Source organism: Terriglobus roseus DSM 18391 (genome assembly GCF_000265425.1).
Lineage (GTDB): Bacteria > Acidobacteriota > Terriglobia > Terriglobales > Acidobacteriaceae > Terriglobus > Terriglobus roseus.
This window is the reverse complement of record NC_018014.1, coordinates 3,361,101-3,376,498: the sequence shown is the minus strand read 5'-3', so window position 1 is coordinate 3,376,498 and position 15,398 is coordinate 3,361,101. Positions and strand designations below refer to the sequence as shown.

The window sequence follows — 15,398 nt, the reverse complement described above, 5'->3', positions numbered from 1 at the left end:
TTAGGCATGGAAGAAATGACCCGATTTGGGAAAATTTCACCCGGATCCGAGCTCGGATCGGTAGGCCAAAAAGAAGGCGGCAATGTTCGCCCTCCGTATAGGGCAAAACATTACCACCTATGGCAAACTTTTTACGCGGTTAGGGCTCTACGGCGGACGGCGTAACCGATTGCGACCAATGAACCAGACAGCATCAGCGTCAACGTCGCAGGCTCGGGCACCGGCGGTGCGGGCGGACCCTCCGGCGGAGTCGTCGGGGGCAACTCAGGCGGAGTGGGCTCCGTAGGAGTGGTTGGCGTCGTCGGGGTCGTCGGCGTCGTGGGTGTCGTCGGCGTAGTGGGTGTAGTGGGTGTCGTCGGAGTGGTAGGAGTCGTCGGAGTAGTAGGCGTAGAGGGAGTCGGCGGTATGCCGCCACCTGGGTTGGTCGGCGAACCGGGGCCGGTCCCACCAGGAATAATCGGGCTACCTGGTGTCGCTGGTGTCAGGGGGGGAGTGGAAGCAGGGGTACTCGGTACAAACGTGCCGGGGATCATCGCAGGCGTGGCCGGTGCGGGAGGCGTCACGGGCGGAAGCAACATGGCCGTGGCAACCGGCGGCAGATCGCCACACAGCACCTGGAAACGGCGCATCATCTGCTTCGGCGTCAGTCCCGGGCGCAGCGGATCGATCGGGGATACCGTCCGCACCATCTTTGGCTTTGGACTTACTGTACCAATCGTGCGGTGGACATACTGCTTAATCGTCCGCTTCTGCCGGGTGATCTCCTGAACCGGCTGCGACTCGGCCAGCTTATGGCTGTAATCGGCAATCCACCGCTCGCACTCCGGCGAATTGGAGATGCTCTCCGCACAACCGCCGACGGCGATGAATAGTACTGCGGTGATCAAGGCGGGATTACGCATGTAGACCTCTTCTTATACTACGGTTATGTTTGCAATCAAGTGGCCAATCAGTCATCCAGATGCCCAAATGCGGTGTGCGAAATCGCATTTGCATTCTATCCTTCAGTAAAGCCATTGAGGTGCAGCACCGTTGCCATCGAAACTGAGTTCCAGCCAAACTTTCGTCCTCGGCCTCGCGGCCGTAGTGGCCCTCTATTTCCTCCTGCAACGCAAACTTCCCCCGTTTGAGATGGGTGACCACGGCTCAATCGTGCTGGCTCAGAAGCAATCCGGCAGGGAAGCCACCGGCCCCACCATCGACGGCTGTCCGGTATTTCCTGCCTCCAATGTCTGGAACACGCCCATCGACGCGTTACCAAAGGATCCCCGCTCAGCCGCCTATCTTGAAGTCATGCGCCCCATCAGCCGTCTGCACCCCGACTTCGGGACCGATTCTTCTTACGGCATTCCCTTCACGGTGGTGCCTCCCACGACACGCCGCATCCCCATCGACTTTGAATATCACGATGACAGTGACCTCGGGAATTACCCGATTCCGCCAGACGCACCCATCGAGGGCGGCGCACACCCGAAAGACGACGGAGACCGCCACGTAATCGTGATCGAAGCACAGCGGTGCATGCTCTACGAGCTCTTCTCCGCAAAGAAGCTGTCGGATGGGAAGTGGAAGGCGGCCTCGGGCATCCGCATGGATCTGGAAAGTAACTCGCTCCGCCCGCTCGACAAGACCTCGGCAGACGCCGCAGGACTTCCCATCCTTCCGGGCCTCGTCCGCTATGAAGAGGTAGCGTCCGGAGAGATCCGGCACGCGCTGCGCTTCACCACCACACGCACCCAGGCAGCGTACGTCTGGCCTGCCAGGCACTTCGCCTCACCGCATCGGGACGCCAACTTCCCGCCCATGGGCGAACGCTTCCGTCTCCGCGCAGACTTCGACGCCTCCGGCTACCCCGCGGCCGACAAGGTCATCATCACCGCCTTGAAAAAGTACGGCATGCTTCTCGCCGACAACGGTGGCGACATGTTCATCAGTGGTGTCCCGGACAAGCGCTGGAACGACGACGAGCTGCACAAACTCACCAACATCAAGGCCTCCGACTTCGAAGCCGTGGACGAGACCAGCCTGCAGATGCTCGATGACTCTGCCCGCGCCGATCCACTCTCGGCATCGACACGGTAGCCTACTGACCCATCTTCGACCGGACCTTCAGGGTGATATAGACCAGCGTCAGCAGCGAAAGCCCAATGATGACGGACCACTTCAGCACAAAGGAGAAGGGGTCCTTCTTCAGGACAATCTGCCGGCTCGCGGCCATGCGCTCCAGCGCGAACAGCAGGCCGCCATACATGAACATCCATGGCGACAGGGCCCGCGAAAGGAACCAGCCTGCCGTCAGAAATCCCGTCAGCGCCAGCAGCAGCAGCCGAGCCATCGTCTGGATCTCCCGCGGATCGCCAACCATGTCGATACCTTGGTTGACCGCTCCCCAACGGAGGGCGGCGCCGGTACCAAGTGAGGGAGCCGCAACGGCCGGGCGAGCACTGACGCTCTCCGCCGCTGGCTCCTTCGCTCGAGCCAGCATCATGGCCCAGGCGTCCTTCGGCGAGGCGGGCACAGCAGCAGCCGCGACGGCCGGCTCATCTTCATCCTCACCCGAGCCACTCCCCGCGGAACTCAAACGGACGGCCGTCCGCATACTCACGAAGATGAACATCACCCAGCAGGTGAATCCAACGAAACCATCCTCCGCAGCACACTGAATGATCGAGTTGTGCGCGGTAATGTAATTCAACTCGCCGAACCGGTCGTTCCCGATTCCAAGCAGCGGATGCGTCTTGATGAACTCGATGCCCATCACCCAAGCATCCAGCCGGTCAGCACCCGCCTCCACAGAGACATCGCGACCGCCCGACCAGCCAAACGCCAGCGATCCCGCAAACAGCGCGCCCGCCACCACAATCGCCGGCACCGTTCCGATCTTGCGCCGCGCTGACAGGATCACAATCGCCATCAACCCAACCGCCGCACCACGCGAGTGCGCCAGGTAGAGGCCCGTCACCAGCGCCGCCACCGGGATCCCGATCACAAAAATGTTTAGGAAAGCACTCCGGCGTCGGAACAGGAAGACGCACGGGATCAAGCTCACCATCATCTGCGAGAAGTCATTGGGATCGTTGATCAGCCCAAGACCGCGCAACCGGCGAAGAGCGCCCTCGCCATACAGATAAAGACTCGGCGAAACATTCGCGCGCAGGTCCAGGAAGCCATGCACGATGAAGTAAAAGCTGCCCAGGAAAAGCGCCAGGAACATCAGTTGCAGGTGCCGCTTCGACCTGCAATTCACCGCAGTCAGAAAGTACGCGAACATCACCGGCAGAAATCCATAGAACGCCGTAGCGCCCTCACGGATGGACGCGTTGATGCCGACAGAAACGCCGATCAGGATCCATAGCGCAAAGATCGCCCATGTTTGCGGCTGTTGAAACAACTTCGACGGCCCGACACCGGGCAGGGTAGTGGCCAGCGCCAGCAGTGCCACGATCAGCTCAATGTGATAGACATGCAAGTCGCCGAAGAGCACAGGCGGGCTGACAAACGCCGTCAAGATATAGAGCAGCGTAAAGAAAAAGGCCAAGGCTCAGCTCCACCAATCTCTGGGTAAGGCGGTCATCGGGCCTCGAGTCCCATCAGCAGTCCGCAAGCTGCAATATCCGCGTGCGCCTCCTGCATCCGTGCCGCATCCTCCGGCCGGTAGTACTGCGGATTCGGACGCCACCGCAACGTCGCAATGTCTTCGGTCCAATCGCGCCCCGCGACCAAAGCCTCTTCCTTCAAAGCATCATTCAGCACGGCAGAACTGGCCACACATCCCACACCGTTGTCTTCCACCCAGCGCCGCGGCTCATAGGTGTGCGCGTTGTTCACGAAATCCGTAATCTGCGCTCCAAGCCCAGCATGCCGCAGCAGCCGCCCGGTCTGCGGCGTAATGAAGACGCGCGACCCGATCTCGGCATCTTCCAGCATCCCCACCGGCGTATTCGCAAACATCGCCTCCACCACCGCCACGCACGACCCTTCCCGCACCGACAGGATCACGCTCGTCTTCGCTCCCACCAGGTTGTCGTGCAACTCCTGGTCTGTCACATTCTCGCGCAACTCAAAGCGGTCGCGAACACCATAAGCACCCGCCTCATTCAAAATCGTCTCGCGAGACCGCCCCGGCTCACTCTGCCCATTCAGCACAATGCGAAAGTTCCGCGGCACATCTTGCAGCGCCCGGAAGAAAGCATGATGCCGCTTGTACTTCGCAAAGTTCGCCAGCATAAAGATGTCGATCGTCTTCTCAGCCTTCGGCACCGGCCGGAACTCATGATCGTCCACCCAGTTCGAGGCATACAACGGCACCATGCTGTACTTCGAGTCCATCCGCGGAAAGTACATCAGATCCTTCCGGTTACTGATCAGCGAAATGATCTTGTCCGGGTACACCCGCGGGAACAGGTACGTAAAAACCGAATGCGGCGGGCACCACGAAGGCGACACCACCAGCGTGTACCGGCTCGCAAACCGTGCCAGGTCCGTCGCCAACGCCATCCGCGCCATCTGGTTTTCGAACGAGACGAAGACGACACCCTTCTCCCGATCGCTGACATAGGGCTTCAAAATAATGCCCTTGGTGATCCGCCGCGAGGTCGGATCCGGCAAAAGCGTCTCCCAGCGAACCTCCGATGGATTGATTCGATTCAAAACGCGCGCAATCTCAGCCTCAGCACGCATAACAAGCGCATCATCGCTCGCAAGCCGCGCCGCCGCGCAAAGCTCGCGCAACACATCGACAGCCGCCCCAGTGCTGCTCGCATCAGCCTTCGCCGCGCGCAGAATCTTGTACCGGGCAAGAGAATTACGGACGACGGGGTTGTAGCGGAGGAAGTCCTCCGCCTCGATCCTAAGCCTTGCGATCATGCACCCTCATCCACGCTCTCCTGGCCATCGATCGCTCCTATCGCGTCCGGTAAACAGTCAGATCCCCGTAGTAAGGATCAGGGAAATGACCGACCAACGTGCTTCGATGCACAAGGTCCGCCAGGTACTGGTTCATGTCCGCGTAGAACTCAGCATCCCACGGCTCACCCTGCGTCATCATCCGGTCACCGAGCACAAAGTAACGCACACCAAACCGCTCCTGCGCCATCCGCGGTGTCGTCCGCTCATACGAGAGATACGGATGCTGATGCATCGCCAGCCAGAAGGTAATCGTGCCGTAAACAGGCTCGCCCGCAGGCACCACACTGTTCAACTCATCGGCTACTTTGTTGTAGTCGGCACGGCTGGCCGCGCGCAGCAGAACAAGGTTCGAGGCAAACTGCATCACCACCAAGAGCGAAATGCCACACACCACCGCCTTGCGCCAGCGCGGTCGATCCACCGTCGCAGCCGCGCAGGCACCGACCGTCAGCGCAATGAAAGGCGCCGCAAGCGCAAAGTAGCGAGACGACTTATTCGCAGTCTCGATAAACCAAAAGATCGTCGGAACCACCAGCAGCAGTTCCAGCCAAAGCCACGACCGCCGATACCGCCATAGCAGGAACGTTGCGATCGCAAAGCATGCAGGAATTACCAGTCGAACCGGCACCCACTCCAGCCCATGCCCGTGCAATTGATGCAAGCCCAGCATGTCACCGTAACGCTTACCTTCATGCACCAGCTTCATCGCCAGCGCTTCATGCGTACGCGCAAGATACTCCGCACGGAAGCCCGTCTTGCCCAACGGATTCGTCAGGATCCAGACCGCAAAGGGAACCAGTCCCGCCACAAAACCAACCGTGTAAAGCAGCGCGCCCCGCAGAGGAAAGCGGCCACTGCGGCGATCGATCACGATAGCCAGCAGCCCAAACGAAATCACAAATCCGAGCACGGTAATGTGGAACATCGCAGCGAGCGCAATCAGCAGTCCCGACGCCACGGCCCAGGTCACGCGCCCCGGGGCCCGCGCATACCGAACCATCGCCCATAGACTCAGCACCACCGCCATCGTCGTCAGCGCTTCGGGTCGCGCAGTGCGCGCACTCGCCACCAGGAAATTATCAGTAGCAGCAACCAGCACGGCAACCACCGCGCCACGCCTGCCCAGTACCTCCATCCCAATCCAGTACACGGCAAGCAGCACGATCGCCGCAGCAACCACAGACCCCATGCGAGCCTGCACCTGCCCCGTACCAAAGGCGCGGAAGAAGCCGGAGATCACCAGCGCTGTGCCGGGTGGCCTCGCGTCGAAGTGATTCTCAATGTCGTTCGGACCAATCGCCGGATCCGCAACGCCATGCCCATGTGCAATCGAAAAGCCCGGCCCCGTATACCAGCTCTCGTCCGTAACCCAGCGGTGGGACAGGTAAGGCAGCACCTGCACCAGCAGGGTCAGCACGGCGAGCAGCAGCCACTTCCAGTTCTTGAATAAGGAAGTGGTGCGGTGGTCGTTCGTTCCAGTCGATGTGTCTACGGCAGATGCAAAGCTCAACAAAAATCTCCAGGTGGCCAGCGGCAGCAAGCGCTCCACTGAAAGTCAGGCACTCGTTCTACCGGGAACGTTCTGCCCAGTTATGTACTATCTTCCGCGCGGCGCCGTAACAGCAGATTGGGATGACGATTTCAAGTCGAATATTCGCCTTGAGTCGGCAAGAAAGTCCGCAAAAACATGCGCATTGCATCTTGTTACGCTCTCTCATCCCCAGACCAGTTCGGCTCTCTCCAGGCCCTACCCATTTTCGCAGGTGATTATGAAACAGCTTCTTGCCCTTGCCCTTGCGTCGCTGGCCGTTGCCGGCGCGCTCCAGGCTCAGACACTCACGCCCGCCCAGGCTCGCATGGTTGGCGGCTGCATGATCTATCCCGCTGACAATATCTGGAACACTCCCATCAACGGCCTTCCGGTCGATCAGGACTCCGCTGTCTTCATCAACACCATTGGTAAGGGCTACGCCCTGCACCCCGACTTCGGCCGCGAAGCCTCCAACGGCATGCCCATCAACGTCGTCGACGGCAAGGCCACCAAGGTCAAGACCACCTTCGAAGACAAGGATGACAGCGACAAAGGACCGTATCCCGTAGGCTCCAGCGCCAATGCGCTCGTCGAGGGTGGACCGAATCCAAAGTCCGGCGATGATCACCACTTCCTCACCGTAGTCTCCGCTCCCAAGTGCGTGCTCTACGAGATGTACAACGTCAGCCCCATCACTTCCGGTGGCACAGTGGGTCGCAAGTCGAACGGCACTATCCAGGCGTACTCGGGCAATTACGTCGACCTCACCAGCAACCAGCTGCGCGCGCTTCCGCCCAACTCGCCGATGGGTCTGAACTCTGCCGACGCGGCCGGCCTCGAGATCATGCCTGCCCTCGTCCGCTATGACGAAGCCGCCTCCGGGCAGATCAACCATGCGCTTCGTTTCACTCTTCCCGTCACCCGCTCGGCCTTCGTATGGCCCGCGCGTCACTACGCCAGCAGCAACGCCAGCAACACCCTGCTGCCCATGGGCGCACGTATCCGCCTCAAGGCCAGCTTCAACACCGCTGGCTACTCGCAGAAGAACCAGGCGATCCTGAACGCGCTGAAAACGTACGGAGCCATCCTTGCCGACAACGGCTCTCCGCTCTTCCTCTCGGGAACGCCTGATGTGCGCTGGGATGATGACGACCTCCACAATCTCGGCAAGGTCACCTTCACCGACTTTGAGGTCGTCAGCATGAGCGCCATCGCCGATCTCGAATATGTGCCGAACTCCGGCAAGGTCGACCCCGACGCAAAGCTGAAGTAGCCTCACCCGCAATGGAAAGGGCCACCCGGATCGAGGGTGGCCCGTCTTTCTTTCGAAGCCGTTAGTTCCGGGCGAGCACAATGTCGTCGCCAGCTGGTTTGCGCAAAGAGTTCGCAATAATTTGCACAGCCGCATCCGCAGACTCCAGCCGTGTCCCGCGAAGGTATATGGTCTTGGCTGCAACATCCGTATCCGAGGTGGCAGTGCGAAGCGGAGCCTCACCCTGCTGCGAGAAGGCCATGTAGTCTTTCCATCCGTCCTCGCCGCAGACCACTACAAAGTGCCAATCGCCCGACACCTTCGCATCTACCGCGGCTTCACGCGTCATTTGCACCTGCTTTTCGCAGGAATGACGTTCTGTGCTCGACATCGAATCGAGATTGCCGCCCATGCAGACCTTGGTCTGGGCAACAGCGGAAAGAGAGAACAGGATCGTGGCAGCACAGACAATCGCTTGGCGCATTGGGGACCTCGTATCCATCCTTGCTATAGGAGGGATTACCGTGATCCTAGGACCAGCATTGGTACTTGTCTAGAACATAGTGGTAATTTAATGCCACAACTTTCGTGTGATTAAGGCGTCCAAATTGCCCTCGTCAAACCGAAGACCTGGGATTCCAGTGACACCATCATCGGCGCAGGAGAAATACGCTGCACATGGGACGGACGGATCGACCCTGACCGATTCCACCCGCCCTGAAACGCAAACGCTAACGAGAATCCAGCATCGATCGCGATCTTCTCCGTCTCATCGGTGAATGCGCTCGAGGAACCGACCGGGTAGGCGAGCGAATGAATCCGCAGGCCAAGCTCTTTCTCCAGAATGCGGCGAGACTCCGTCAGCTCCCAACGCTGCTGCTCCGCGCTCTGCTGGCTCAGAATCGTGTGGGAGCAGGTGTGTGAGCCAAATTCCATGCCTGCCGCCACCATCTCGCGTGCCTCGCCCCAGTTCAGGAACCTGCGTCCTGGCTCGGGCAGGCTGCAACCGGCACTCTCACGCAGCTCCTGCAGGAACCGGGCGCTGTCCTGGTTCTCCGGCCTCTTGTAGTGGCGAAGGAAGGGGCGGATCGCGGCCTCACGGTCTGATCCCACCTGCACCCGCAAGGGAACGGGCGTACTTACTTCCAGCACCGGGCGGTCCGTGTTCCGCACCAGATAGGCGATCTCATCCCACCATGGAACGGCATCGCTTCCTGCGTATTCAATCACGGGAAAGAAGATGCCGGGAGCACCCAGACTCCGCAGGACAGGAAAGGCGTTGGTGTAGTTGTCCAGGTAGCCGTCATCAAAGGTAATCGCCGCGTAGGTGCGGTCCAGCGGGCGCTTACCGGTCAGCAACTCTTCCAGCTCCTCGCCCGCAACGATCGGCATACGCTTCTGCAGGAAACGGACCTGTTCCCCGAGCCCCTCGGCCGTCTGGCTGAAGACGCCCCGGTCATAACGGGTCTTGCTGGCATCGCCGATCCGATGGTGATTCAGCACGATGACACCCGGACGAGACGGCAGGGCGTCAAGAAGGGCGAAGACACCCGACCTCTTCAGAATGCGTGACAGCAACAGGCGTTTGGACATGGGCGTAGTGCAGCCAGCAGGTGACCATAGTGCAGCCAGAAGGTGACCACTGTTGGCCAGCATACGACAGAACCCGGCAATTACCAGCGAATTTAGCCTCGCAGTTTGGCCTTTGCGGAGCGATAGCTCCGCAGCACCAGGTCGAGCAACGCCGGCGGGATGTAACTCAACACCACCAGAACGACCAGACGGCGCTTCCGCGGATTGCGCCGGAGCGCCCGGAACACGTGTTGACGAACACCTCGGCCATCGCGCAGCTTGAACTTCTCTTCAGCGATCCACTCATTCGCCTCGCGCCGTACCAGCTCCACATCCTGCTTGCGCAGGCGGCCTTCCGTATCGCTTGCCACTGCCTTTTCAACGGTAGCCAGAAAGTTGATCGCGCTGGCGTCCGTGTGGCGGGTCAGGCGATCCGCTCGGCCCTTACGGTACCGAATGGCAGGCGCGTCCAGTAGCGCGACCGGGCCTTCCTTGCAGGTGCGCAAGTGGAAGTCATAATCCTCACCCGAGCGCTTGAGTGTCTCGTCGAAGCCAGCAACAAGCAGGGCACGCTCCCGCCGCAGCATCACAGTCGACGTGTGCACCAGGCTGCCAAGGATCATCGGCGCGAAGATGTCCCCAAAGTAGAGGCGCACGGGCGTCTCCTGCTGGTACGCTGCCGCAGGCATCCCTGGTACAGCGGCTGCAGGCAGATTGCCTTCGAACAGCGTCTCCATGTGGTGATAGCGATAGGCGCTATACATCGTGCGCAGGTGCCTGGATTCCAGCAGATGGCCCTCGTGATCGATGGCTTCCATGTCCGTCCACACCATGCCGACCTCTGGCCGTGCGGCCATGCAGGCGAGCTGTGCCTCCAGCTTCCAGGGCATCCAAAGATCGTCAGAATCCAGGAACGTAATGAAGTCGCCCTTGGCTGCGCGTAATCCCGTATTTCTCGCGTGCGAAACGCCGGCGTTCTGCTGGTAGATGTAACGCAACCGGGTGTCGCCGTGGAAGTGAGCTGCCACCAGGTCGCCTGTCCCGTCGGTCGAGCCGTCATCGATGAGGATGAGTTCCCAGTCCTTGTGCGTTTGCGCGAGCACGCAATCAAGCGTCTCCAGCAGGCAATCCGCACGGTTGTACGTCGGTACCAGGATGCTCACCAGTTGTCCGCTCATCGGGCGCTCCCCGTTCGCGGCCTGGCCAGTGACGCAGCCTTGCCTGCCAGGCTGCCAAGGCTCTTTGCCAGCCGGCTCTTCCACACCTGCGGTTCCAGCATCCACTCCTCACCGACTTCTTCCACGGTGTCGCTCAGGATCCGTTTGGTCGCAGAGATACCCGCCAAAGGATCGTCTCCGCCCTCGCTCACCGTAACGCCACCCATATCGAACCAGGTCCCGCCGCTGTCGCGTGTCCACCGAACCAGATCCCACAGCAGCGGGTGGCTGATCGAGAGACTGCGGTGCTCCGGGCGTAGGTCAGCCGATCCCGCCGCACGGTACTCCGCATGGTCGCCGTGCATGCATCCCCACGCGAAGCCCAGCATGTTCTGCGCCTCAACTTCTTCGGCCGAGGGAAATAGACCAATCACGCGCGAAAGCGCCGGATTCTCAACGGAAAACTTCAGGATCGCCGGCCAGTCGGGTATGCGGAAACTTCCTCCACTCCGCTCCATGGCCTTCTGCTGCAATGCCGTCAGCGCCCCTGCGAACTGGGTGTCGGTCAGTGCACGAACCACCACGCCAAACTTCTCCCCATCGCGCAAACGCTTGCGCAACGACTTCCGCGTTGACAGCAGGACCTCGTCCGACTGATCGACCGGCAGCGTCAACGTGTGGTGATAGCTGCGCGGCGGTGCCGGTACGAAACCCTTTGCCCGCAGGATCTCCCGCATCGACTCCTGATCACCCCGAAGAAAGATCTCCAGGTTCAGGCGCAGGACGCTCTTGTCAGATCGTGCAATCTCAGAGAGTTGACGGATCGTCGACTCCCAAGTGTCTGTCGGCCAGCCGTGACCGAAACGCTGCACGCGCAGCAACACGTGGCCGGGCAGGCTGCGGCTGCTATCCCGCTGCACCACCACCGATGTCTTCGGACCAGTGGGTGTTGGTACATCGACAAGGAAAGAGGAATTCTGCGGCTGAGTCGCCGCCCACGCCGCGCGATGCCACAGCGGCAAAAGTGTACCGGAGCGGAGGGTATCTGCCTCCACTGCACGCCATGCATCATCCACTCGCGTAGAAATACCGCGGATACTCGCTGTCGTCGGAAGCATGGCCTAGTGTCTGGCCTCAGGATCGGCATGATGTCGAAACGCGGATTCCCGATCAACGAGCGCGCCTTCGCAAGGCGCAAAGCAGCGACCAGCAGCCGAGGCTGCTCTTTGGCACGATTCTACAAACGGGGTACTGATCACCCGGAATCTCTGCGCTGAACTCATGGAATGTACTCAGTATGCATCGCCGCAAACGATCAGACCACGCAATGGCACTGATCGGCGTTCACACTAAGTCTTATTTCTCCCCGCCCGATCGGAAAATGCTGTAAGTCACGCGGGATCAAGAAGCAAGTTGGCTGCCATAAGCTGCGAGATTTATAAAGTACTGCAACAAGCTACTTCGGCATCGGGATCGATACCGCATTCCCCGCGCCGCGCTCCGCGATCCAGAGCACATCACCTGCAGGCTCCACTGCGGTCGGCGTCTTCAGCCCTTCCTTCAGCACCGTCACACTGGCTCTCTCACCGTTCACAGTAAGTGCCGAGATCTTGCCGCTGCCGTTCTCAGCAACGAACAGCTTGCCACTCGCCGCGCGCATACCATCCACGCCCTTCACTGGCTGATCCATCCAGATGTCCACCGGCTGCCCAGGCTTGCCCGCAGCATCCACCGGAATCCGATACAGCTTGTTGAAGATGACATTGTTCACGTACAGCACCCCATCCAGGAACGTAATGCCATCCACGCCCACCAGGACACGGTGCTCCAGGAACAACTCTGCCGCTGATGCGCCCGCAGGCAGCCGATAGATGCGGCCCATCGCCGTGTCGGTTATGTAAAGCGCCTTATCGGCACCAAGCGCAAAGTCATTGCAGGTCGTGTTTTCGCCCGGCAGATCCCACCGCAGCTTTGGCGCGCCAGTCGTCAGGTCATAACCACGCAGAGCCGAATGACGCTTCGCAGGCGTGCTCTGCGGCACAGGCGCCAGCTCACACGCCCACAGCGTCTTGCTCGAAGGATCGGCAAGCATGCCAAGGAAGAACGTACCCGGGCCGTCCGCGGTAGCATCCACAAACTTCTCCGCAGCCGTCCCGCCTGCAGGAACCTTATAGACAAAGGGAGAACTCGCGCTGCCCACCAGCAACACACCGCCCGGCGCAACCGTTAGGCTCTCCGGCTGCGACTTCGCATCGCCGATCAGAATCTGCGCCATCAGCACAGATTGCCCCATGCCGACCAGCAGCGCGACACAGACTCCAACACGCCGAACAGTTGCGATAACCATGCACATCCCCTTGGCGACCAAAGTCGCTTCTTCAGACCGCGTTGTTACACCGTTGCAGGAACGGAAGCCATAGTAATTTACGCGCGGCATCATGCGTTGCAGCGCATCCAACTTTTCTGCATCGCCATTGCCGATACGGGATTTCGCCTATCGACGCACGTAACGATGTGCGCACCGATATCAAAGCGAGATAACGTAAAAGAAAGCACCGACCAAGGGAGAGACAAAGATGAAGCACATGATGATCGCGGGTCTGTTTGTGGCCATGGCCGCCACACAGGCACACGCGCAGATCAATGCAGGCGAGCAGAAGTCCGACGCCAACCTGCCGTTCACGATGACGCAGGTCACCACGCTGAATCTGCCCTGGCGCATCGCCTTCCTGCCCGACGGCCGCATGCTGATCACGGAAAAAGTCGGCCCCGTCTGGCTTGTCACGCAGCAGGGCGAAAAGACCGCCGTTGCCAACGTCCCCGCGGTTCTCGCCAAGGGACAGGGCGGCATGCTCGGCGTCTATCTCTCGCCGAAGTACGCTACCGATCATTCCGTCTACCTCGCCTACTCTGAACCCGGCGAACCCAGCGGCTCCAGCCTCGCTCTAGCCCGTGCCAAGCTCACGCTCGGCAACGGCACCGCAAGCCTCGACGACCTCAAAGTCATCTGGCGCGACGGTGAACGCGGCCTCGGCGGCCAGTTCGGCGCAGCCGTAGCCTTCTCGCCCGACGGCAAGTACCTCTACCTCACCTCCGGCGATCGCCAGCGCTTCACGCCCGCGCAGGACCCGAACCAGCCCCTCGGCAAGATCCTCCGCCTCACGCTGGACGGCAAGCCCGCTCCCGGCAACCCCATGGCAGGCAAGAAGGGAACACCCACCGTTCCCGTCATCGACCCGCCCTCTGACACCGAAGCAGCCAAGACCGCAGCGGTCGTCCGCACCTACACTTTCCCCGGGGCCAACATGACGCCCTCTGAGACCTGGAGCATGGGACACCGCACGCCCTACGGCCTGGCCTTCTCGCCCGACGGCAAGCTGTGGGAGGTCGAGCACGGCCCCAAGGGTGGCGATGAACTTAACCTCATCCAGCCCGGCAAGAACTACGGCTGGCCCCTCGCCTCCTACGCCACCAACTACAACGGCGTGCCCATCCCCAGCCCGGACACCCGCCCGGACCTCGTGAAGCCCGTCATCTACTGGACGCCCATCATCGCGCCCGGCAACATCATGTTCTACACCGGCAGCATGTTCCCGGCGTGGAAGGGTTCCGCACTCATGGGCGGCATGGCCACCCATACGCTTAATCGCATCACCTTCGACGGCAAGGGCGGCGCAACGCCGGCCGAACGTTACGACCTCGGCAAGCTACGCGCCCGCGACGTAGAGCAGGCACCCGACGGCGCTCTGTGGATCCTCGAAGACGCCAACCCCGGCGGCGTCTATCGCGTAACTCCCAAGTGAGTCGTCCTATGCAACAAGCAACAGCGAAGGCCCTGACAATGCGTCAGGGCCTTCGCTTGTTGCAAACCACCAATGCCTAATCCTTACGCAGCAGCGAAGCCCGTGTCACCACGCGATGATTCACATAGTTATACGGAGCCACCGTCTGCCCGCGCAGCAGTGCCATCCCCAGGCTGATCAGCGCAGGGCCATAGCTCGCCGGCTCATGCGATACAGACCCCACCATCGGCGACGTCCGCCGCTTCATCTCCGTCACCGCATCGGGAATGCAATCCTGTCCGGCAATCGCGATATGCCGCTCCCGCTTCAGCCGCCGCGCCGCATCGATCGCACCCAGCGCACTCGCATCCGTCGCCGCAGCGATCAGTATGTGCCGCAGCTTCGCATTCTTCTCAAGATAAGCAGTCACCAGGCGGTCGCTCCGTTCGCGCAGGCCACGACCATCCATGCGCGCATACGCCTCCTGCGGAAGGTCCGGCCACTGCGCGCGGATCGCCTCAAACGCACCCAGGATCCGCCCTTGCACCAACTGCCCAGCCTCCGGCAGATCCAGCCCCAGCACCGCCTCTACTTTTCCGCCCCACACGTCGGTCGCATAACTCACCAGCAGGTCACCCGCAGCCATGCCGACGCGGTAGTTATCCACGCCAAAGAACGTAGCATTCGGATGAGGAATATCAATTGCAATAAACGGAATCTCGGCCGCCGCAATCCTGTCGCCGATGATCGCCGCGACCTCATGCTCCACCTGGAACTCGATCACCAGGTCCACGCGCTTCTCAACGAACGTCTCCGCGTTGTGGACCGCCGTAGCGCCGTCATACTTGTTATCTAAAATCACCAGGTTCACGCCCGCACTCGCAGCCGCTGCCACCAGGCTCTTCTTCACCTCATTCGAAAACTGCAGCTCTTCACTCTGCGATCCAAATCCAAACGTCAGCTTGCTCGGCCGCGCCACATGCCGATAGGCGCCCTCCGACGTCTTCGCCAGGTACCCGCGATGCACCAACGTATTCAGCGCGCGATAGACGGTCGCCTTCGAAGTCCCGGTCCGCCGATGCACCTCGTCCAGCGTCATCGCACGCGACTCCGCCTGCAACAACTCCAGAATGTCCAGGCTCTTTGAGAGCACAGGGATCAGGTAGAGATTTTTCTGTGCCTTCGCCACGGTCGCT

13 protein-coding genes are annotated in these 15,398 nt (G+C 60.7%); 3 read left to right on the top strand and 10 right to left on the bottom strand.

Annotation, left to right across the window (positions count from 1 at the left end; genetic code table 11):
* Nucleotides 1–131: 131 nt before the first annotated feature.
* Entirely contained in the window at nucleotides 132–902 is a 771-nt protein-coding gene (locus tag TERRO_RS23825) for a PEP-CTERM sorting domain-containing protein (RefSeq protein ID WP_014786315.1), read from the bottom strand.
* Between the two features lie 130 nt (nucleotides 903–1,032).
* Between TERRO_RS23825 and TERRO_RS13825 the strand changes: the two genes are divergently transcribed.
* Nucleotides 1,033–2,082 carry a hypothetical protein gene (locus tag TERRO_RS13825; RefSeq protein ID WP_014786314.1) on the top strand — a complete coding sequence of 350 codons (1,050 nt, stop codon included), beginning with the start codon at nucleotides 1,033–1,035 and terminating at the stop codon, nucleotides 2,080–2,082.
* Between the two features lies 1 nt (nucleotide 2,083).
* Here the strand turns inward: TERRO_RS13825 and TERRO_RS13820 are convergent, their stop codons facing one another.
* The 3 genes from TERRO_RS13820 to TERRO_RS13810 are packed head-to-tail and all read right to left on the bottom strand — an operon-like array spanning nucleotide 2,084 to nucleotide 6,418.
* The gene (locus tag TERRO_RS13820) at nucleotides 2,084–3,538 is read right to left on the bottom strand and encodes an O-antigen ligase family protein (RefSeq protein WP_014786313.1); all 1,455 of its coding nucleotides are present in this window, start codon (nucleotides 3,536–3,538) and stop codon (nucleotides 2,084–2,086) included.
* A 32-nt stretch (nucleotides 3,539–3,570) separates the two neighbouring features.
* Nucleotides 3,571–4,866 carry a glycosyltransferase gene (locus TERRO_RS13815; protein WP_014786312.1) on the bottom strand — a complete coding sequence of 432 codons (1,296 nt, stop codon included), beginning with the start codon at nucleotides 4,864–4,866 and terminating at the stop codon, nucleotides 3,571–3,573.
* A 37-nt stretch (nucleotides 4,867–4,903) separates the two neighbouring features.
* The gene (locus TERRO_RS13810) at nucleotides 4,904–6,418 is read right to left on the bottom strand and encodes an ArnT family glycosyltransferase (protein ID WP_014786311.1); all 1,515 of its coding nucleotides are present in this window, start codon (nucleotides 6,416–6,418) and stop codon (nucleotides 4,904–4,906) included.
* Nucleotides 6,419–6,677: 259 nt separating this feature from the next.
* On the opposite strand from TERRO_RS13810, the gene TERRO_RS13805 reads away from it, so the two are divergent.
* The gene (locus TERRO_RS13805) at nucleotides 6,678–7,712 is read left to right on the top strand and encodes a hypothetical protein (protein WP_041592587.1); all 1,035 of its coding nucleotides are present in this window, start codon (nucleotides 6,678–6,680) and stop codon (nucleotides 7,710–7,712) included.
* Between the two features lie 61 nt (nucleotides 7,713–7,773).
* Here TERRO_RS13805 and TERRO_RS13800 read toward each other — a convergent pair whose 3' ends face one another.
* The 5 genes from TERRO_RS13800 to TERRO_RS13780 form a co-directional block, all read right to left on the bottom strand.
* Entirely contained in the window at nucleotides 7,774–8,175 is a 402-nt protein-coding gene (locus TERRO_RS13800) for a hypothetical protein (protein WP_014786309.1), read from the bottom strand.
* A gap of 110 nt (nucleotides 8,176–8,285) precedes the next feature.
* Complete coding sequence (locus tag TERRO_RS13795) at nucleotides 8,286–9,284, bottom strand: polysaccharide deacetylase family protein (protein ID WP_014786308.1); 999 nt, start codon at nucleotides 9,282–9,284, stop codon at nucleotides 8,286–8,288.
* Nucleotides 9,285–9,376: 92 nt separating this feature from the next.
* Nucleotides 9,377–10,441 (bottom strand): glycosyltransferase family 2 protein, encoded by a 1,065-nt coding sequence (locus TERRO_RS22145; protein ID WP_014786307.1) that lies wholly within the window; start codon nucleotides 10,439–10,441, stop codon nucleotides 9,377–9,379.
* Nucleotides 10,438–11,538 carry a GNAT family protein gene (locus tag TERRO_RS13785; protein ID WP_014786306.1) on the bottom strand — a complete coding sequence of 367 codons (1,101 nt, stop codon included), beginning with the start codon at nucleotides 11,536–11,538 and terminating at the stop codon, nucleotides 10,438–10,440. Before TERRO_RS13785 ends, TERRO_RS22145 begins: the two co-directional genes overlap by 4 nt.
* Nucleotides 11,539–11,876: 338 nt before the next feature.
* The gene (locus TERRO_RS13780) at nucleotides 11,877–12,767 is read right to left on the bottom strand and encodes an SMP-30/gluconolactonase/LRE family protein (protein WP_041593303.1); all 891 of its coding nucleotides are present in this window, start codon (nucleotides 12,765–12,767) and stop codon (nucleotides 11,877–11,879) included.
* A gap of 229 nt (nucleotides 12,768–12,996) precedes the next feature.
* Between TERRO_RS13780 and TERRO_RS13775 the strand changes: the two genes are divergently transcribed.
* Nucleotides 12,997–14,223 carry a PQQ-dependent sugar dehydrogenase gene (locus tag TERRO_RS13775; RefSeq protein WP_014786304.1) on the top strand — a complete coding sequence of 409 codons (1,227 nt, stop codon included), beginning with the start codon at nucleotides 12,997–12,999 and terminating at the stop codon, nucleotides 14,221–14,223.
* 76 nt (nucleotides 14,224–14,299) lie between these two features.
* Here the strand turns inward: TERRO_RS13775 and TERRO_RS13770 are convergent, their stop codons facing one another.
* Complete coding sequence (locus TERRO_RS13770; protein ID WP_014786303.1) at nucleotides 14,300–15,391, bottom strand: substrate-binding domain-containing protein; 1,092 nt, start codon at nucleotides 15,389–15,391, stop codon at nucleotides 14,300–14,302.
* Nucleotides 15,392–15,398: the final 7 nt, after the last annotated feature.